Source organism: Aphanothece hegewaldii CCALA 016 (assembly GCF_003007785.1).
Lineage (GTDB): Bacteria > Cyanobacteriota > Cyanobacteriia > Cyanobacteriales > Microcystaceae > Chroococcus > Chroococcus hegewaldii.
This window is the reverse complement of the sequence record NZ_PXOH01000004.1, coordinates 1-17,642: the sequence shown is the minus strand read 5'-3', so window position 1 is coordinate 17,642 and position 17,642 is coordinate 1. Positions and strand designations below refer to the sequence as shown.

Sequence of the window (17,642 nt, the reverse complement as noted above, 5' to 3'; positions counted from 1 at the left end):
ATGAAAATTATTTATAGTATTAAAAATATTGGAAAAACTTATATTAGAATTTTTTGGGCTACTTTATTAGTTGCCATCATTGGTTTATCGGGAATATCTCAATATGGGATCACTTGGGATGAACAAATGAATATCGATATGGTGAAATGGAATCTTGAATATCTTAGAGATGGTGATCCTTTATCTGAACATTTTAGACATCATGGATTTATTTTTAATTATACTTCTAATTTAATTTATGAAATACAATATAGTATTAAAAAATCTTTGTTACCGAGTTCAGCACTCAGTAAACAAAACTTTAGAACTACTGCTGAAAGAAACTTTTATATTCTTAAAGAAAAAACAAGAGTTAAACACGTTGTTACATTTTTACTATCTTTATTATCTTATATTTCTGTAGCGGGTCTTGTTTATATTTTAACTCGTTCTAATTTAGCTTGGTTAGGTGTTTTTATCCTTGCTTTATTTCCTCGTTTTTGGGGACATAGTTTCTTTAATCCGAAAGATATTCCTTTTGCCACATTATTTACTTTAGGAACTTTTTTAGGGGCGCGTTTACTAAATTACTATTTTCAAAAAGAAACCCAAACTTATAAAATTGGTCTCAATAAAATTACTGTTTATTCTTTACTCTATGGAATAGCAATAGGGTTAGCAACAGGAGTTCGTGTCGCTGGCTTTTTTTTATTATTCTTTTTGATAATTTCTCATCTTTTAGTAAAAGCTAATTTAAAAGATATTTATTTAACTTTTATTAGATTTAGTAAATTTTACTTAGTTATTTTTCTAGCTTGGGCAATTACTACTATATCTGTTTATCCTGCTTCTTGGGCAAAACCTGTTCAATGGTTTTATGAAGCGGTTTTCTCTCTTTCTAAATATAGTGTTTGGGATAATACAGCTTTGTTTAATGGGCAACAAATACCAGGACGATCGCTACCGTGGTATTATCTTCCTAGTTATCTTTTAATGACTGTACCTGTCTTATTCCAAATTAGTTTTGTAGTTGGACTAATTTGGATAATCTTCAAATATAATAAATTAACCCCAACTCAAAAAGCTTGTGCTATTCTTGTCATCTTACAAATTTTTACCTTACCTTTAATCGCAATTATTAAACAGTCAACAATGTATGATGAAATTAGACATTTTTTGTTTATTATCCCAGGAATAGCAGTTTTAGCAACAACAGCTTTAATTTGGATTTATCAAAGCATTGCTAATAAATATATTAAACTCTTTTTGGCTACCTTCCTAACACTATATATAATTTCTATTGGATTAGATATGGCAGCACTTCACCCTTACGAGTATACTTATTTTAATCGTGCATATGGGGGTTTAAAAGCAGCCCATCGACAACAAGAAACAGATTATTGGGGATTGAGTCTAAAAGAGGGGATGGAATGGCTTAATAAAAATGCTCAACCTAATTCTACTATTTTAGTGGCTGGTCCTATTTTTGCAGCACAAGCATTCACCGATCGTTCTCAAAATTTTACGATTATCCATCGTGATTATTTTGCCTGGGGAAAGGATCCCGATCCTGATTATTATTTAGCAATTTCACGCTATGATTATTTTGATTTTTTCCCACAATGTCCCGTAGTTTACTCAGTACTTAGACAAGACACTCCTTTAGGAATTGTCAAACATTGTAATAAAAAATAATACAATAATATGCTAAATCCAGTGACTTCTAAAATTAAAACTATTTCACTTAAAAACTATAAAATTGCCGTTTTAGTTCCCTGTCGAAATGAAAGTTTAACGATTCAAAAAGTAGTAACCGACTTTCAAAAATATCTACCTGAAGCCACAATTTATGTTTATAACAATCGTTCTACCGATGATACTGTAGAACAAGCTTTAGCCGCAGGTGCTGTTGTTCGACACGAAATACAACCAGGTAAAGGTAATGTCGTTCGGCGGATGTTTGCTGATATTAATGCTGATATTTATATCCTAATTGATGGAGATGATACCTATGAAGTTGCAGCAGTCAGACGGTTAATTGAACGTTTATTAATTGAAAGATTAGATATGGTAGTAGGAACCCGTCGCCCTGCCTTAGATACTCCTAATGTATATCGTCCTGGACACAAAGCGGGAAATCTTTTTCTCACTGGTTTTGTTAAGTTTTTATTTGGAGCTAAATTTAATGATATGCTGTCGGGTTATCGGATTTTTTCTCGACGCTATGTTAAATCTTTTCCTGCTCTTTCTCATGGTTTTGAGATTGAAACCGAATTTACTATCCACGCTTTAGAATTAAGAATGCCCTTTGCGGAGGAACCGACTTTATATGGTGAACGTCCACCTGGATCGCAAAGTAAATTAAGAACTTTTACCGATGGTTGGCGAGTCTTAGGAACAGCGTTACTTTTATTTAAAGAAATTCGCCCTTTTATGTTCTTTGGAATACTATTTCTGTTTCTAGCTATAATTTCGATCGCTTTAGTTGTTCCAATCCTAATCACTTATTTTAATACAGGTTTAGTCCCCAGATTTCCCACAGCTATTTTAGCCGCATCTACGATGTTACTTGCTTTTTTAAGTATGACTTGTGGCTTAATTTTAGATTCAGTCGCTAGAGGAAGACGAGAGGTAAAACGGATGGCTTATTTATCCTATCCGTTACCTGAGATTTATTGAAACGGAGTACATTTACCACCTAAACCATTGACGATCGCACAGGTATTATTTTCGATCATACCGACATAAGTTCCTGTTGGGCTACCTTTTTCCCCTAAACTATCTGCGTATAATTCTTGATCCGCAATTTTGACATTAGCTTCTCTTGCGACATTTTCGATGACTTTATTATTTGCCGTAATTTCCGCGAAAAGTGTTGGTACTTTGGTTTGTTTAATGGTTCCTACTAATTCTTTGACTCGTGATGCAGTGGGAGTCTCTTCAGTACTCATCCCCTGTAACGCTTCTGATCCCGTTAAACCATAGGCATTGATATAATATCCCAATGCGTCATGAGTAGTAATCAGTGTACGTTGTTGTTCGGGAATGGTTGCTATTTGCGCTTTCACCCAGTTATCTAGGTTTTGTAGCTTTTCGGTATATGCTTTGGCATTTTGATCATACACCTGCGCTTGGGAAGGGTTAAGGGTAGCGAGTTGCGATCGTACAATTTCTGTCATCGCTATAACATTTTTTACATCATGCCATACATGGGGATCGGGTTCTGATTCACCTTCTTTGTGTTCTTCCTTGGTTTGCTCTTGTTCGTGCGCGTGTTCATGTACTGCCATAATGGGTTTAGGTACCGCTTGTTCACTGACAGCAATTTTAGGTGTAGGTGTATTCGCTGCTTGAACCAGTTCGATGATTTGCGGTTCAAACTGATAGCCACCATAGAGAACCAGTTGCGCTTCACTAATTGCTTTACTATCGGATGGTGTCGGTTGATAGGTGTGGGGATCTTGTGCTGGTGGGATCAGACATTTTAAGTTTACAGTATCTTGGGCGATCGTCTCCGTGAGATTACACAGAACACTGTATGAGGCAATGACAGAAGGTTTCTGAACATTCTCCGAGTTACTAGCGGTTTGGTTTGGTGTACTACAACTATTTAAGCCTAAAGTTAGAGCTAAAAAGGTGATGGGAATGGTTTTCATTTTCATATAATGGTGATTGAAGATAATTGAGACATTTTTTATAATGATAATCATTTTCATTTTAAAATAAAAGATGAATTCACAATAATTTAAGGTGATTATGCTAGAAGTCAATGACCTAACTGTGAGTTATCGGAATAGTTGGGCGGTTCAAGATGTTTCGTTTTGTTTACAACCAGGCCAAATGACGGGTCTTTTGGGGCCAAATGGGGCGGGCAAAAGTACCGTTGTTAAAGCAGTTTTGGGCTTAATTCCAAAGGCAAGCGGTATTGTGCGATATGCGTCACGTCCTTTAAAACGACAGCTTAAAAAAGTCTCCTATGTGCCGCAGAGAAGCCAAATCGATTGGGATTATCCAGTTACCGTAGAAAATGTGGTGATGATGGGTCGTATTCCCGCGACTGGATGGTTTAGAAAACCCGATCGCAACTCTTATAATATTGTTAGAGATGCCTTAGAACGAGTTGGAATGTGGAATTATCGTCAACGGCAAATCGGCGAATTATCTGGAGGGCAACAGCAACGAGTTTTTATTGCACGTGCCTTAGCCCAACAAGCAAATTTATTATTTTTTGATGAACCTTTAGCAGGGGTGGATAGTCAGACAGAAACGATTATTTTTGATGTTTTTCAAGAATTAAAATCCGAACAAAAAACCTTATTAGTGATTACCCATGATTTAGGGGAAAGTTTAGAGCATTACGATCAGTTACTTTTGCTCAATAAAAGCTTAATTGCCGTTGGTGCAAAAAAAGATGTAATGACTCAGGAGAACTTAAAAAAAGCCTATGGACATCACTTAAATCATCTTTTTATATAAGAAATTAAATGTTATTAGATGGATTGTTCGCACCCTTAGAATTTGAATTTATGAGAAATGCCCTAGCTATTGCTTTTTTGATGGGAATTTTAGGGGCAGTAGTGGGAAGTTATTTAATTGTGCAACAGATGGGGATGATTGGTGACGTAATTTCTCATGCCGTTTTACCAGGAGTATCGATTGCTTTTTTCTTAGATTTAAATTTATCAATTGGGGCTTTTATTTCGGGTATTCTCAGTGCCTTAGTCATGGCAGCTATCCGAATACAATCACGCATTAAAGTCGATACAGCAATGGCTCTAACTTTACCAACTTTTTTAGGCATTGGGGTCATTTTAATTAGTGTGCTAAAAACCAATCGTGTTGATCTCAGTCATATTCTTTTTGGCGATATTCTAGGCGTTCGCCAAGCGGATGTTTTACAGATTTTAATTATTACTTTAATTATTTTAGTTTTAAATCAATTATTTTATAAAGAACTACAATTCTATACTTTCGATCCGCTAGGGGCTAAAGCTTGTGGTTTACCTGTAAATCTCATGTATTTTGGCTTAGTTTGCGCCATAACTTTAACCATTGTCGCTAGTATGCAAACCGTCGGAGCTTTATTAGTAATGTCCTTATTAGTTGGGCCAGCAATTACGGCATATCTGTTAGTTAAAGAATTATATCAAATGATGATTTTAGGGTCAGTTTTTGGTATATTTTCTGGTATCAGTGGAATGTATCTCAGCTACTATCTAGATATTCCTTCTGGCCCTGCAATTGTTATCGTTGTTTTTATTTCGTTTGTCTTAGCGTTATTATTTAGTCCCACTCAGGGAATTTTAACAGCCAAAAAAAATAACCTCAGAAAAGCATTATGACTACTACACTCACTCAACTTAACGGAACAGTTAAACAATATTCTTGGACTTGGCAAAATCAAAAGTATTCAGTCACTTATGAAACTTTAGGACAAGGTTTACCCGTTTTATTACTACCTGCATTTAGTACCGTTTCAACTCGTCAGGAAATGGCGGGAATTGCTCAAATTTTAGCCAAAAACTATCAAGTTAATATTCTAGACTGGCTTGGTTTCGGAGATTCAGAACATCCACCACTAAATTATAAACCAGAACTTTATCATCAGTTATTACCAGATTTTGTAACTGATACTTTTACTACTCCGATAATTATTATTGCGGCGGGTCATGCGAGTGGTTATGCCTTAAAATTAGCTCAAAATAACTCTAACCTTGTTTCTAAAATAATATTAATTGCTCCGACTTGGTGCGGCCCATTGAAAGTAATGGGACTACCTGATACTGTGAGAAATGGTATTAGAGAAACAGTAAGATTACCTCTTATTGGACAATTATTATATTATCTCAATACAACGCCTTCCTTTTTGCGTTTAATGTATCGTCGTCACGTTTATACAGATGATAGTAAACTTACACCAGAATTTATTGCCAGTAAGAAAAAAATTACGCAGAAAACAGGTTCAAGATATGCACCCGCAGCTTTTGTGACAGGTACTTTAGATCCCATACAAAATCGTCAGCAATTTTTAGAATTAATTCAATCTTTATCGATACCTGTATTCATTATTATTGCAGAAAACGCGCCACCTCGTTCTAAAGCAGAAATGGAAGCGATCGCAGAATTAAATAAAGTTCAATCCGTATATTTACGAGGAACTTTAGGAATACATGAAGAATCTTCTGAAGCAGTTACACAGGAAATACAAAAGTTTATGAGTTAGTTGATTATTTCTATTTAATTGGAGTCAAAAGTTATTTCCGAATTTTTTTTATTAAAGTTAAAAAATTAATTCTGTTATAATGCACCACCGTGAAATTCATTCTCTGGCGGTTATAATATTCTAACAATTACTCAAATAATTATTTAACTTCCGTAGATTAACACAGAGAGTAAGAAACTTTACAAAATTTATACCCCCTATTCTCCAGTAATCTCAACCTCGCATAACTCACAAGGAAGAATCGGATTATCGGCATCAATGACTAAATATAGCCGATTTTTTGATTTTTTAGACAGACAAACCCCTTCTACATTTAAAGTAATAGCATTAACTTGTAAATCTGATGGATTAATTAAGACTAAAAAATTAGCATCATCTTGTACGATCGCTAAAAAATCACCAAACCAAGTTAAACTAGAACCAGCCCTAACATGAGCAGAACGATCAATACTTAGATCAGCCCCTTGACTATAAAATAGGGGTGTAGTGTTTAAAACAGTGGCTTGTAACGCAGAATCTCGTACTGCACTTATTAACGCAACCATAACAAAGTTTTTTAGCAAATTTTATTAATTAACATGATAGGCAGTAATCGCAATTGCTTCATCAGGACTATAAATAACTTCTACTCGTTTAAAAGTTGGATGACTCCACCAAGCTTTAATACGTTTACCTTGAGCGGGTGCAGTGCCTATTTTAATATAGCCTGCTTCAATTAAAAGTTTCTCAAATTCGGAAGCAGGTAATGTTGTAGCTGAAATTTGAAGAATACCCTCAAGTTGATGTTTATCAAGGGTCATAATTACCCTGATAAGTGCTAAAAATTCGATAGTTTGGTAATACCATAGCAATTCCAGCCTGACTATGTATTGTACCTGGGTAGTTATCTTCTGGGAGACTACCACCCAAACGAATTTTAATTGTACCTAACCAAATATAAAGACCTGGAACTAGAGCATCCATACTATAAGCAATAGCTCTCAATTGAAAATCAGAATCATTGGGTTTAGATAAAGTAGCTTTTTGCGATCGATGCTTGTTTTCTGGAATTTGCATAGAATCTATCTAAAAACGAGCCTTAGTGTACCATCTTAACATCTACGACTAATGAAATTAAAATCTAGGTTTTGGGTACTTTAGGAAAAGCGATCGCTATTTTCATAGTATATGTATTCTAACGACCTTAAACAACAAGCCTTATCTTTTCTTCGTTCTGCGCTTAATCATCCTACAGCAGACTTTCGTTCTGGACAATGGGAAGCTATTAATGAACTGATACAGTATCGTTCGCGTTTATTAGTGATACAACGAACAGGATGGGGAAAAAGCTTAGTTTATTTTCTAGCAACTCGTTTACTGCGTGACCAAAATTTTGGCCCAACTATTCTAATATCCCCTCTTTTAGCCTTAATGCGAAACCAAATTGCCGCAGCAAAACGCATTAATGTCAAAGCTGCAACGATTAATTCTAGCAATACAGAAGACTGGGAAACCGTCAAAAATCAACTACTTTCAGGACAAATAGATATTCTGCTGATTTCTCCTGAAAGACTCGCTAATGATGAATTTCGGGATAAAGTTTTATTACCTATTTCGTCTCGTGTTGGTTTATTTGTCGTAGATGAAGCGCATTGTATTTCCGACTGGGGACATGATTTTAGACCTGATTATCGCCGTATTGTTCGTATTTTACAAGCACTTCCCTCAAATATTCCCGTTTTAGCCACCACTGCAACCGCAAATAATCGAGTTATTAGAGATATTCAAACACAACTAGGCACAAATCTGCGTATCTTAAAAGGGACACTGACGCGAAAAAGTTTACAATTACAAAATATCAATATTCCGAGTTCTGCGGGTCGTTTAGCGTGGTTAGCCGAAATATTACCACTTTTAGAAGGCAGTGGCATTATCTATACTCTAACGGTTAGAGATGCCGAAATAGTAGCTAATTGGTTAAAAACGCAAAATATTATAGCAAAATCCTATTATAGTGAAATCAAAGAACGAGAAACTTTAGAAGACCAACTATTAAAAAATGAAATTAAAGTTCTTGTCGCAACAACCGCGTTAGGAATGGGTTTCGATAAACCAGATTTAGGTTTTGTCATCCATTATCAGCGTCCTGGTTCTGTGGTACATTATTATCAACAAGTGGGACGCGCTGGAAGAGCAGTAGAACAAGCGTACGGAATCCTACTGAGTGGAGAAGAAGACGAAGAAATCACCAATTATTTTATAGAAACAGCATTCCCACTCCTTATACATACCCAACAAGTCTTAAATAGTCTTAATCAAGCAGATGGTTTATCAGTTCCTCAGTTAGAACAACAACTCAATCTAGCAAAAGGAAAAATTGAGAAAGTTCTAAAGCTATTATCCTTAGAATCACCTGCACCTGTCGTTAAAATAAACACAAAATGGTACGCGACACCCATTATCTATCAACCAGATACCCAAAAAATCGAACAACTCAAACAAATTCGCTATTCTGAACAACAACAGATGCGAAACTATATGAGTAGTCAGCAATGTTTGATGAAATTTTTAGCCGAAACTTTAAATGATACAAATCCTCAACCTTGTGGTAAATGTGCAGTATGTTTAGGTTATCCTATTGTAGCTGCCACTTATTCACCAGAACGAGAAAAACAAGCGATTCAATTTCTCCGTCGTAGTGACCTAAAAATTGAACCTCGCAAACAATGGCCACCACAAGCTTTTTCAGTTTATCGATTTTCTGGCAAAATTCCAACTACTTTACAAGCAGAAGAAGGACGCGCACTTTGTTTATGGGGTGATGCAGGTTGGGGACAATTAGTTAAACAAGGTAAATATCGAGATAATCAGTTTAATGATGATTTAGTTCAGGGAATGATTTCAATGATACAGCGTCTTCACCCTCAACCCTTACCAACTTGGGTAACTTGTGTTCCTTCTTTAAACCGTCCCGAACTTGTCCCGAACTTTGCTCAAAGATTAGCGCATCAATTAAATATACCTTTTATTCCTGTTGTTGGAAAAGTAAAACAAAATCAACCTCAGAAGAGGATGAACAATAGCTATCAGCAAGCGCATAATTTAGATGGAGTATTTGCGATCGATACAAGTAAAATAATGGCAGGGTCAGTATTTTTAGTTGATGATTTCGTTGACTCTCGTTGGACGTTTACCGTTATTGCTGCATTGTTGCGTAACTCAGGAAGTGTAAGAGTGTTTCCTTTAGCTTTAGCATTAAATTCATTATCTAGCAATCTATAATGATACATCTCGACACCCAAGCCATTTTATTACTTTGTGCCAGCTTTGGTCAAAACCGCAAAAGTGAAACCCCACCATTGACCCTTAGTGAGTATAACATTCTGGCGAGTTGGTTGCTAGAACATAATATGACTCCCGCAGATTTACTCGATTCTACTTTTAAACAACGACTTCCGAAAATTACAATAGATAAACTAAATTCCGATCGCTTAATTTCTCTACTCGAACGAGGTGTTATGCTAAGTCTAGCGGTCGAAAAGTGGACAAACCAAGGTTTATGGATAATTGGAAGGGGAGAAAACATCTATCCAAAACGTCTCAAGCAAAAACTTAAACATCTTGCACCATCGATTTTATATGGCATAGGCAACCAAAATCTATTATCTTTGGGAGGATTAGCGGTCGTCGGTTCACGTGATGTAGACGAAGCAGGACTAAACTATACTCAGCAAGTTGTCGAAACCTGTGCAAAAGAAGATATACAGGTAATCTCAGGAGGTGCGCGAGGAGTCGATCAAACCGCAATGTTAAGCGCGTTAGAATATGGAGGAACTACAGTGGGAATTCTGGCCGATAGTCTTCTCAAAACATCCGTTAACAGCAAATATCGCCCATATATCCGAGAAAATAAGCTTACTTTAATTTCTACCTACGACCCTGATGCGGGTTTTAGTATTGGCAATGCGATGGGCCGAAATAAATATATCTACTCCATATCACATTATGCACTAATTGTCAATAGTTCTGAAGAAAAAGGGGGAACTTGGGCAGGTGCGATCGAAGCATTAGCTAAAATAAAAGATGTTCCTGTTTTTGTCAGAATGCAAGGAACAATATCACAAGGAAATCAACAATTACTCAAACGTGGTGCAAAAACGTTTCCTGAACTCCCATTCCAGAAACCATTAACAGAACTTTTAGCTACAGATGAGCCTACCCCTACTGTAGTACAAGAAGCATCCCCATCAGTCCCCGAAGTTCAAACCAATGATATCTATCAAACCCTTTTACCCCTGATTCTTAAGCATTTAGCTCAACCCAAAGACGCTAAATCATTATCTGAGACTTTTAATGTTCGATTAGTACAGATGCAAGACTGGTTAAATCGCGCAGTAGAAGAAGGAAAAATCAAGAAGAATAAGAAACCTGTCACTTATGAAATTAATCAAAATGATTCTTTGCTGTCACTTTTAGATCCTAACCATTTTCGGTAAGCTACTACTAATTTATCCGAAGGTAGTGGATATTCATCAACCCAATTTAGAGACGGAACTAAAGGGGATTGAGTCTCGACAATTTTTATATCCTGTGCTACTAATTTATCCTGAAACGCTTTAATTTCTGTTTCTGGAATATCATAACCATAATTCATCGCTAGACCCATCCATGCGATACACTCAACATCAGAAAGAGGAGTCAAAGCAAGAAACATAAAAAATTCACCTGCTGCGGTTATTTTAGTAAAAGATGCAATCAAAGGACGATGAACCTGATAATAATACTTGACAAAACTTTCTTTCCCTAAACCATCAGGGTCAGGCTGTAAAATTTCAATGGCAGATGTTTCTATACCTTTGGAGTTAATTGTAACAGTATAGGGTTTAATGACGGGATAAGATCGATCGCCTAATAACCCTTCATGAACATACGGAAAATGCGACACATCTAAAAAGTTTTCCATAGCCCGATATGCTGAAGCTTTGTAATAATATGGGCCACAGAGAATGTTACGATACTGCTCATCTTGAAATTGTGGGAAAATAGGAAGATCTTGACTCGATGATGCTAAAGTCGTCCAAATCAGCCCGTAGTGTTGTTGTATCGGTAGTCGATGAATGTGCAGCTTTTGAGAGGGAATTAGATCAGGATGCGCGGGAATTAAACTACAATGTCCTGTTTTGTCGTAAATCAATCCATGATAGGGACAAACTAGACAATCTTCTGAAATCCAACCTAGAGACAGTTTAGCACCACGATGCGGACAACGATCGATTCCCACAACTACACCATCATGCGATCGCCACAAGAATAAATCCTGATTTAATAACCGAATTGATCGTAAATTTGTTGTTTGATTAGATGTTAATGCGATCGGATACCATTGTGTCATCTTCGTTTAGAAGCTAGAGTTTTTTAGACTTTTAAGCAACACCGTATTCAGTATAGGGTCGTTTGTAGGGAGGCTGTAACCCTAGTACGATATCATCTTTAGGAATTCCCATATTAACTAAGTCTTCGGCAGGATTTTGGTCTGTTAAATTCTGTTGAAGCCAGATTTTCCCATTTTTGATATCAAAGTGTATAATACAGCGATAAATGCGCTCAAACTGTTGCCAACCAACATTTAGCCATTGATAATGATCTCGCTGTGTATCAAAGATAAGTTGTACTTCTACATCATCAGTTGAAATATCATCTTTAGCATAATGAGTCAGTAGAGTTTGAATGCACTCTCGAAAATAGGCTATTTTATCCATTGGACAATTACCTCATTTACTGGATCATAGACAATTAATAGCACTTGATATCGTCTGATTGCGGACTGGGTAAACTCAAGCTGAAAAAATGTTCGATAAGCATCTAACGGTACTGCCATATATAGTATACGGTCTGGTTCATTTGCTTCTAGAGCCAATCGATAACTCAGAAATTGACCTAACGCCGCATAAAAATCAGTAATAGCCGAAGGATTTAAAAAACTCTTAATTTCTACAGCAATCTTTTCACCTTCTTTTTCTGCTGCAACTAATCTTTCTGCACCTAAATCAATTTGAAAGTTAACATTACCATACTTAAATTTTAGAGGATCATTTGTAATTACCCACTGTTCTTTCTGTAAAGCAAGCTTGACCACTTCGTGAAAGATATCTTTAGCAGACATGGTTATATTCGTCTGTAAATTAAGCTAATTGAGCAAAAAGCGGAATTAAGTCACTAATTCAGTTATTATTTTATCCCCTTGGGGAGATAATATTCTAAAATCGAACATGAGCGCGCATTTCTTATGGGTTAAAAAGCGATCGATTCCTACAACTACACTATCATGCGATCACCACAAGAATAAATCCTGATTTAACAACCGAATTGATTGTAAATTTGTTGTTTGATCGGATGATAATGCGATCGGATACCATTGAGACATCTTCGTTTTTCAAAGCGTTTTTGTACAATAGACCTTAAATATATTTATTTATGTAACACAAGCTAGAGAATATTAATTGACAAAAGTTTGTTTATGAAAACTACATCACATATTATCCACAGCGATCCAGATATACTAGGCGGAACTCCTGTCTTTGTTGGAACTCGTGTACCGATTAAAACGATGCTTGATTATCTCGAAGCGGGTGACTCTCTTGATGTTTTTCTTGATCATTTTAAAGAGTGTAAAGCGTGAACAAGCGCACGCAACCCTAGAATTAGCCAAAGAAATGCTGATTGCATATGCGAATCCTGCTTGATGAATGTGTTCTTACTTTTTATAGTTTCTTTATCCTATAGGGGGGGATAGTATCTTAAAATAGTATAGTGACTGTATAAGAGGTTAGAGCAGTGGTAGCGATCGCAGAACATACCCACCATCACGAATCAGAACAGAATCCCGCATTAGAACGAGTTGCAGTTCTACTCATGGGATACGGAGAAGTCGAAAGTTACGAAGATTTTGCGAATTACAACGAACAAGCTTTAAATCTACTAACCGCTAAATTTGCACCTGTACCCCATTGGATATATCCTCCACTCGCAAAATTACTCGCTATGTTTGATTTGCATGAGTGGCAACACCAGCATCATGATTTTATTTCCCCTCATAATCATATTTTTGAACACCAACGCGAAGGTATAGAAAAAAATCTTCAAGCTAAATGGGGCGAACGGGTTAAAGTTTTTAAAGCGTTTAACTTCTGTGCGCCGTTTTTACCGTCTCAAGTTTTAGCAGAAATTAAAGCCCAAGGATTTGAAAAGATTCTGATTTATCCTTTATTAGTTGTAGATTCAATTTTTACCAGTGGAATTGCAATAGAACAAGTTAATAAAGCTTTAGCCCAAATGAATGAAGATGCGGAGCATTGGGTTAAAGGAATGCGTTATATTCCCTCATTCTATAATCAACCCGACTATATTCATTTAATGGCGCGTTTGGTTGAGGAAAAAATTAATCAAGATTTAGCTCAAGCTTATCTTCCCTCGCAAATTGGTATTATTTTGATGAATCATGGTTGTCCTCATGAAGCTAAAGGTTTTACATCTGGAATTGATGAAAGTCAAAAGCTTTATGAATTGGTTCGAGAAGAGTTAATTGAGCGATATCCTTTGATTTCCGTGGGTTGGTTGAATCATCAAACTCCTTTGATTAAATGGACACAACCTAATGCAGATTTAGCAGCCAGAAATTTAATCGAATTAGGGGCAAAAGCGCTTATTTTTATGCCCATTGGTTTTGCTACAGAAAATCATGAAACTTTACTAGATGTAGAGCATATTATCGAACATCTACGCCGTAAGCATTCGGATGTTAATTATATTCAAATGCCTTGTGTTAATGATAATCCCGAATTTTGTCACATGGTAGCTCATTGGGCAGATGAACAGATTGAAGCTTTATTAAATCAAGAAGCTTTAGCCATTAATCCAAGTTCAGTTTCTGTGCAAGAACATCATCATCATTCACACGAACATCATCACCACCACCACCATTAGATAATCGTAGGGGTCGCGAAAGGCGACTGCACGCCGTTTCGCTGACTTTAAAAGTCAGCGAGCGGTGCAGTTTGGTTAACCAAACCTCTTTCTTATTTTTTAATAAATAAAATTATTCAGTCATTTTTTGCTCTGATTCTGTTGGGGATTCAGTTGTACTTTTCTCGTTTTTTAAAGACCGAGCTTGCGGATGAATACCTTCTTCGGACAATAAATGAACCATCAGATCTTTTAAGCGCATTCGTTCAATATAAGGCCAACCGCCAGATTCTTCGATATCTCGTAATAAATTGTAGACATCCTTGCGGGTGTTCGGTAAAGAAGGCTCGAACATTTGTTCTCTAATTTCTCGATGAAGATGTTCAATCGTTCTTAAGAGAAGCAACAAACCTTCACAGTTACCTTCCTGTTGTTGGGCTAGATCTAGAATTACGGTTGTAATCATTTGTAGTTTTTCAGTGAATTTTTGGCTGTGCCACTCTGGAGCGTCTTTCATGTTTAGCTGTTGGTGCTTGTGCGCGTGTGCTGTATCGTTTTCTGCCTTTGATCAGAAAACATTAGAAAACAGTCATTTCAATCATAAAAGAAAAGAGTAGTTAAATCTGTCAGGTATTTGTATAGAGGGGTATCTAAATTTGATACAGTAGATCCCGATGAACCCGTAACAACTTGTCCAAAATGCTGAACTGGACAAGACGGTTACATAGGAGAACGATAATACGAGGTTGACATGAGGTATCGTGCATTAATTGTAGCTTTTTTAGCCTTATGTTTTGGGATTCTAACTGCTTGCAGCGATGCTCCCACGACATTAAACAGAGATCAATTGACTTATGATGAGATTTTAAATACTGGACTTGCTAATAAATGTCCCCAAATCTCTGAGTATACCCGTAGTTCGATTCCGATTGAGCGGGGTGAAACCTATCTCATTTCGGATTTGTGTTTAGAACCCCAAGAATTTTTTGTTAAAGAAGAACCCGTTAATAAACGTCAAGTCGCAGCATTTGTTCCTGGAAAACTGTTGACTCGTTCTACCACTAGCTTAGAGCAGATCAGAGCCGAACTTAATGTATCGACTGATGGAATGCTTACATTTAAAGAACTAGATGGTATTGACTTCCAACCCATCACCGTTTTATTACCTGGTGGCGAAGAAGTTCCCTTCTTTTATACAATTAAATCTTTTACTGGTCAAACCGAACCTGGTTTTAGCTCAATCAATAGCTCAGTTGATTTTGAAGGAACCTTTAAAGTACCTTCTTATCGCGGTGCAGGTTTCTTAGATCCTAAAGGTCGCGGTGTTGTCACAGGTTATGATAGTGCTGTTGCGCTTCCTGCGGGTGGCGATGATACTGATTATAACCGTGCCAATGTGAAGAAAACAGACATGGGTAAAGGAACGATGTCTCTTCAAATCACTAAAGTTGATTCTACCACTGGTGAAATCGCTGGTGTATTTGAAAGTGAGCAACCTTCTGATACTGATTTAGGTGCCAGAGATGCCAGAGAAGTTAAAGTACGCGGTATTTTTTATGGCCGAGTAGAGCCGAGAGTTTAATTTTTGCTTTACTGATATGGATAATAAGGGACAATTTACCTTTAACGGGGATTGTTCCTTATTGTTTTATATTTAGATTAAATTTTTGATAGGTAGTAATGCGAATTTTTATTAGTACTGGGGAAGTTTCAGGGGATTTACAAGGATCATTGCTCGTTGCTGCATTAATGCGTCAAGCGCGCTTTTTAGGGATTGATTTAGAGATTTTGGCACTGGGTGGCGATCGCATGGCTGAAGCTGGCGCAACCCTCTTAGGGAATACGACTCGACTCAGTTCACTAGGATTAATCGAAGCATTACCCTTTGTGATCCCGACTTGGCAAATCCAACAACAATCTAGAAGGTATTTACGTGAAAATCCGCCAGATTTACTTATTTTGATTGATTATGCGGGGCCTAATATCTCCATTGGTCAATATGTTCGTCGTCACTTACCCCATGTTCCTATTATTTATTATATTGCGCCTCAAGCTTGGGTCTGGTCACCCAATGATCGCAATACGCAACAGTTAATTAATGTTACAGATCGTTTGTTGGCGATTTTTCCTGAAGAAGCCAGATTTTTTCAGAAAAAAGGCATTTTGACGACTTGGGTAGGACATCCGTTACTTGATCGCATGGTTGATGCCCCCACTCGTGAAGCATCTCGTTTAAAATTAGGCATTGAACCCGAAGAAGTGGCGATCGCACTTTTACCCGCGTCGCGTCAGCAAGAGTTAAAATATCTTCTACCGGTGATGTGTGAAGCAGCACAACAAATCTATGCAAAAATACCGCAAGCACATTTTTATATACCCGTTTCTCTAGCTGCTTTTCGTTCTGTCATAGAAGCTACTGTACAAAGTTATAATTTACCAGTCACGATTCTTTCTGGACAAACTTTAGAAGTCATTGCAGCCTCAGATTTAGCCATTACCAAGTCTGGAACCGTGAATCTAGAAATCGCCCTTTTAAATGTGCCTCAAGTGGTGATTTATCGACTCAGCAAGTCAACAATGTGGTTAGCGCGAACCTTTTTTAACTTTTCCATTTCCTTTATGTCTCCCGTTAATTTAGTCGTCATGAAGGAAATTGTGCCAGAATTGCTACAGGAAAAAGCGAAGAGTGAAAATATTGTTCAAGAATCATTAGAATTATTACTCAATCCAAAACGCCGTCAACAAGTTTTTACCGACTATCAAGAAATGCGTGAGAAGTTAGGGAATGTAGGAGTATGCGATCGGGCCGCTCAAGAAATCTTAGAGTTTGCCATTACAACAAATGTATAAATTTGTCAAGTCTATCCATCCCTTTTTCGATGGTGGTTAGATCAGTTGCATAGGATAAACGGATACAATCATCGGCACCAAAAGCTATACCAGGAACAGCCGCGACTTTTTGCTGTTCTAATAATTTTTGACAAAAATCGATGGATTTTAGACCTGTTTGGCTAATATCTAGAAATAAATAAAACGCGCCATTGGGGGTTAAAAAACTCAAATTGGGAATGGCTTTCGCTCTTTCTACAATATATTGGCGGCGTTCGGTGAAAGCTTGTAACATTTCCTCTAGACAGTCTTGGGGACCTTGTAGGGCTGCGATCGCTCCATATTGAGCAAAAGTACACACATTTGAGGTACTATGACTCTGAACGGTTGTCATCGCTTTAATAACGGGTTCTGTCGCTGCAATATAACCAACGCGCCATCCCGTCATCGCATAGCTTTTTGCAAAACCACTACTTACAATGGTTCGCTCAAAAATTTCTGTATCGAATGTACCAATACTGCGATGAATAGCCCCATCATAGAGTATTTTTTGATAAATTTCGTCAGAAACTACCCAGATATCTTCTTCGACAATAATCCCTCTTTTGTTAGATAAGGAAGTAAAATAGAAAAAACAACTGATGGAGAGAAGGAGTTAGAAATGGTAACT

The 17,642-nt window shown here is 37.0% G+C and carries 19 protein-coding genes and 1 pseudogene; 11 read left to right on the top strand and 9 right to left on the bottom strand.

Annotated features, from left to right (window positions below; translation table 11 throughout):
• Both C7H19_RS04730 and C7H19_RS04725 read left to right on the top strand, forming a co-directional pair.
• Positions 1-1,674 (top strand): ArnT family glycosyltransferase, encoded by a 1,674-nt coding sequence (locus tag C7H19_RS04730; RefSeq protein ID WP_106455745.1) that lies wholly within the window; start codon positions 1-3, stop codon positions 1,672-1,674.
• 9 nt (positions 1,675-1,683) lie between these two features.
• Positions 1,684-2,658 carry a glycosyltransferase family 2 protein gene (locus tag C7H19_RS04725; RefSeq protein ID WP_106455744.1) on the top strand — a complete coding sequence of 325 codons (975 nt, stop codon included), beginning with the start codon at positions 1,684-1,686 and terminating at the stop codon, positions 2,656-2,658.
• Here the strand turns inward: C7H19_RS04725 and C7H19_RS04720 are convergent.
• Positions 2,652-3,635, bottom strand: a complete 984-nt coding sequence (locus tag C7H19_RS04720) for a metal ABC transporter solute-binding protein, Zn/Mn family (protein WP_245927304.1) — start codon at positions 3,633-3,635, stop codon at positions 2,652-2,654. The genes C7H19_RS04725 and C7H19_RS04720 overlap by 7 nt on opposite strands.
• 100 nt (positions 3,636-3,735) lie before the next feature.
• Here C7H19_RS04720 and C7H19_RS04715 point away from each other — a divergent pair, with 100 nt between their 5' ends.
• The 3 genes from C7H19_RS04715 to C7H19_RS04705 are packed head-to-tail and all read left to right on the top strand — an operon-like array spanning position 3,736 to position 6,202.
• Positions 3,736-4,455, top strand: a complete 720-nt coding sequence (locus C7H19_RS04715; RefSeq protein ID WP_106455742.1) for a metal ABC transporter ATP-binding protein — start codon at positions 3,736-3,738, stop codon at positions 4,453-4,455.
• An 8-nt stretch (positions 4,456-4,463) separates the two neighbouring features.
• A complete protein-coding gene (locus C7H19_RS04710; protein ID WP_106455741.1) occupies positions 4,464-5,321 on the top strand; it encodes a metal ABC transporter permease in 858 nt (285 codons plus the stop codon).
• Positions 5,318-6,202, top strand: coding sequence for an alpha/beta fold hydrolase (locus C7H19_RS04705; RefSeq protein WP_106455740.1), 885 nt, complete (start codon positions 5,318-5,320; stop codon positions 6,200-6,202). Before C7H19_RS04710 ends, C7H19_RS04705 begins: the two co-directional genes overlap by 4 nt.
• 197 nt (positions 6,203-6,399) lie before the next feature.
• Here the strand turns inward: C7H19_RS04705 and C7H19_RS04700 are convergent, their stop codons facing one another.
• The 3 genes from C7H19_RS04700 to C7H19_RS04690 are packed head-to-tail and all read right to left on the bottom strand — an operon-like array spanning position 6,400 to position 7,258.
• Entirely contained in the window at positions 6,400-6,747 is a 348-nt protein-coding gene (locus C7H19_RS04700) for a hypothetical protein (protein ID WP_106455739.1), read from the bottom strand.
• A 24-nt stretch (positions 6,748-6,771) separates the two neighbouring features.
• Positions 6,772-7,002, bottom strand: coding sequence for a hypothetical protein (locus C7H19_RS04695; RefSeq protein ID WP_106455738.1), 231 nt, complete (start codon positions 7,000-7,002; stop codon positions 6,772-6,774).
• Positions 6,992-7,258, bottom strand: a complete 267-nt coding sequence (locus C7H19_RS04690; RefSeq protein WP_106455737.1) for a hypothetical protein — start codon at positions 7,256-7,258, stop codon at positions 6,992-6,994. Before C7H19_RS04690 ends, C7H19_RS04695 begins: the two co-directional genes overlap by 11 nt.
• A gap of 111 nt (positions 7,259-7,369) precedes the next feature.
• On the opposite strand from C7H19_RS04690, the gene C7H19_RS04685 reads away from it, so the two are divergent.
• Both C7H19_RS04685 and C7H19_RS04680 read left to right on the top strand, forming a co-directional pair.
• Entirely contained in the window at positions 7,370-9,463 is a 2,094-nt protein-coding gene (locus tag C7H19_RS04685) for a RecQ family ATP-dependent DNA helicase (RefSeq protein ID WP_106455736.1), read from the top strand.
• Entirely contained in the window at positions 9,463-10,677 is a 1,215-nt protein-coding gene (locus tag C7H19_RS04680) for a DNA-processing protein DprA (RefSeq protein ID WP_219907587.1), read from the top strand. The genes C7H19_RS04685 and C7H19_RS04680 overlap by 1 nt, the downstream gene beginning before the upstream one ends.
• Here C7H19_RS04680 and C7H19_RS04675 read toward each other — a convergent pair.
• Genes C7H19_RS04675 through C7H19_RS04665 form a run of 3 tightly spaced genes read right to left on the bottom strand, consistent with a single transcriptional unit; the run spans position 10,629 to position 12,344 of the window.
• Complete coding sequence (locus C7H19_RS04675; protein ID WP_106455734.1) at positions 10,629-11,573, bottom strand: aromatic ring-hydroxylating oxygenase subunit alpha; 945 nt, start codon at positions 11,571-11,573, stop codon at positions 10,629-10,631. The genes C7H19_RS04680 and C7H19_RS04675 overlap by 49 nt on opposite strands.
• A 31-nt stretch (positions 11,574-11,604) precedes the next feature.
• Positions 11,605-11,940 (bottom strand): XisI protein, encoded by a 336-nt coding sequence (locus tag C7H19_RS04670; RefSeq protein ID WP_106455733.1) that lies wholly within the window; start codon positions 11,938-11,940, stop codon positions 11,605-11,607.
• A complete protein-coding gene (locus tag C7H19_RS04665) occupies positions 11,928-12,344 on the bottom strand; it encodes a XisH family protein (protein WP_106455732.1) in 417 nt (138 codons plus the stop codon). Before C7H19_RS04665 ends, C7H19_RS04670 begins: the two co-directional genes overlap by 13 nt.
• A gap of 354 nt (positions 12,345-12,698) precedes the next feature.
• Here C7H19_RS04665 and C7H19_RS04660 point away from each other — a divergent pair, with 354 nt between their 5' ends.
• Positions 12,699-12,860, top strand: a complete 162-nt coding sequence (locus C7H19_RS04660; protein ID WP_245927301.1) for a DUF433 domain-containing protein — start codon at positions 12,699-12,701, stop codon at positions 12,858-12,860.
• Positions 12,861-13,015: 155 nt separating this feature from the next.
• Positions 13,016-14,164, top strand: coding sequence for a ferrochelatase (locus tag C7H19_RS04655; RefSeq protein WP_425428861.1), 1,149 nt, complete (start codon positions 13,016-13,018; stop codon positions 14,162-14,164).
• A gap of 112 nt (positions 14,165-14,276) precedes the next feature.
• On the opposite strand, the gene C7H19_RS04650 is transcribed toward C7H19_RS04655, so the two are convergent.
• A complete protein-coding gene (locus C7H19_RS04650) occupies positions 14,277-14,660 on the bottom strand; it encodes a hypothetical protein (protein WP_425428860.1) in 384 nt (127 codons plus the stop codon).
• A gap of 234 nt (positions 14,661-14,894) precedes the next feature.
• On the opposite strand from C7H19_RS04650, the gene psbO reads away from it, so the two are divergent.
• Positions 14,895-15,725, top strand: a complete 831-nt coding sequence (gene psbO / locus C7H19_RS04645) for a photosystem II manganese-stabilizing polypeptide (protein WP_106455731.1) — start codon at positions 14,895-14,897, stop codon at positions 15,723-15,725.
• 98 nt (positions 15,726-15,823) lie between these two features.
• On the top strand, positions 15,824-16,993 hold the full coding sequence (gene lpxB / locus C7H19_RS04640) for a lipid-A-disaccharide synthase (RefSeq protein WP_106455730.1): 1,170 nt from the start codon (positions 15,824-15,826) through the stop codon (positions 16,991-16,993).
• Here lpxB and C7H19_RS04635 read toward each other — a convergent pair.
• A pseudogene (locus C7H19_RS04635) lies at positions 16,977-17,570 on the bottom strand (aminotransferase class I/II-fold pyridoxal phosphate-dependent enzyme); the annotation flags it as partial. The gene lpxB and the pseudogene C7H19_RS04635 overlap by 17 nt on opposite strands.
• Between the last annotated feature and the right edge of the window lie 72 nt (positions 17,571-17,642).

What these genes read in the sequence shown, in the direction of transcription:
- C7H19_RS04730 (WP_106455745.1), top strand. Translation starts at nt 1, where the DNA reads ATGAAAATTATTTATAGTATTAAAAATATTGGAAAAACTTATATTAGA.
- C7H19_RS04725 (WP_106455744.1), top strand. Translation starts at nt 1,684, where the DNA reads ATGCTAAATCCAGTGACTTCTAAAATTAAAACTATTTCACTTAAAAAC.
- C7H19_RS04720 (WP_245927304.1), bottom strand. Translation starts at nt 3,635, where the DNA reads ATGAAAACCATTCCCATCACCTTTTTAGCTCTAACTTTAGGCTTAAAT.
- C7H19_RS04715 (WP_106455742.1), top strand. Translation starts at nt 3,736, where the DNA reads ATGCTAGAAGTCAATGACCTAACTGTGAGTTATCGGAATAGTTGGGCG.
- C7H19_RS04710 (WP_106455741.1), top strand. Translation starts at nt 4,464, where the DNA reads ATGTTATTAGATGGATTGTTCGCACCCTTAGAATTTGAATTTATGAGA.
- C7H19_RS04705 (WP_106455740.1), top strand. Translation starts at nt 5,318, where the DNA reads ATGACTACTACACTCACTCAACTTAACGGAACAGTTAAACAATATTCT.
- C7H19_RS04700 (WP_106455739.1), bottom strand. Translation starts at nt 6,747, where the DNA reads ATGGTTGCGTTAATAAGTGCAGTACGAGATTCTGCGTTACAAGCCACT.
- C7H19_RS04695 (WP_106455738.1), bottom strand. Translation starts at nt 7,002, where the DNA reads ATGACCCTTGATAAACATCAACTTGAGGGTATTCTTCAAATTTCAGCT.
- C7H19_RS04690 (WP_106455737.1), bottom strand. Translation starts at nt 7,258, where the DNA reads ATGCAAATTCCAGAAAACAAGCATCGATCGCAAAAAGCTACTTTATCT.
- C7H19_RS04685 (WP_106455736.1), top strand. Translation starts at nt 7,370, where the DNA reads ATGTATTCTAACGACCTTAAACAACAAGCCTTATCTTTTCTTCGTTCT.
- C7H19_RS04680 (WP_219907587.1), top strand. Translation starts at nt 9,463, where the DNA reads ATGATACATCTCGACACCCAAGCCATTTTATTACTTTGTGCCAGCTTT.
- C7H19_RS04675 (WP_106455734.1), bottom strand. Translation starts at nt 11,573, where the DNA reads ATGACACAATGGTATCCGATCGCATTAACATCTAATCAAACAACAAAT.
- C7H19_RS04670 (WP_106455733.1), bottom strand. Translation starts at nt 11,940, where the DNA reads ATGGATAAAATAGCCTATTTTCGAGAGTGCATTCAAACTCTACTGACT.
- C7H19_RS04665 (WP_106455732.1), bottom strand. Translation starts at nt 12,344, where the DNA reads ATGTCTGCTAAAGATATCTTTCACGAAGTGGTCAAGCTTGCTTTACAG.
- C7H19_RS04660 (WP_245927301.1), top strand. Translation starts at nt 12,699, where the DNA reads ATGAAAACTACATCACATATTATCCACAGCGATCCAGATATACTAGGC.
- C7H19_RS04650 (WP_425428860.1), bottom strand. Translation starts at nt 14,660, where the DNA reads ATGAAAGACGCTCCAGAGTGGCACAGCCAAAAATTCACTGAAAAACTA.
- psbO (WP_106455731.1), top strand. Translation starts at nt 14,895, where the DNA reads ATGAGGTATCGTGCATTAATTGTAGCTTTTTTAGCCTTATGTTTTGGG.
- lpxB (WP_106455730.1), top strand. Translation starts at nt 15,824, where the DNA reads ATGCGAATTTTTATTAGTACTGGGGAAGTTTCAGGGGATTTACAAGGA.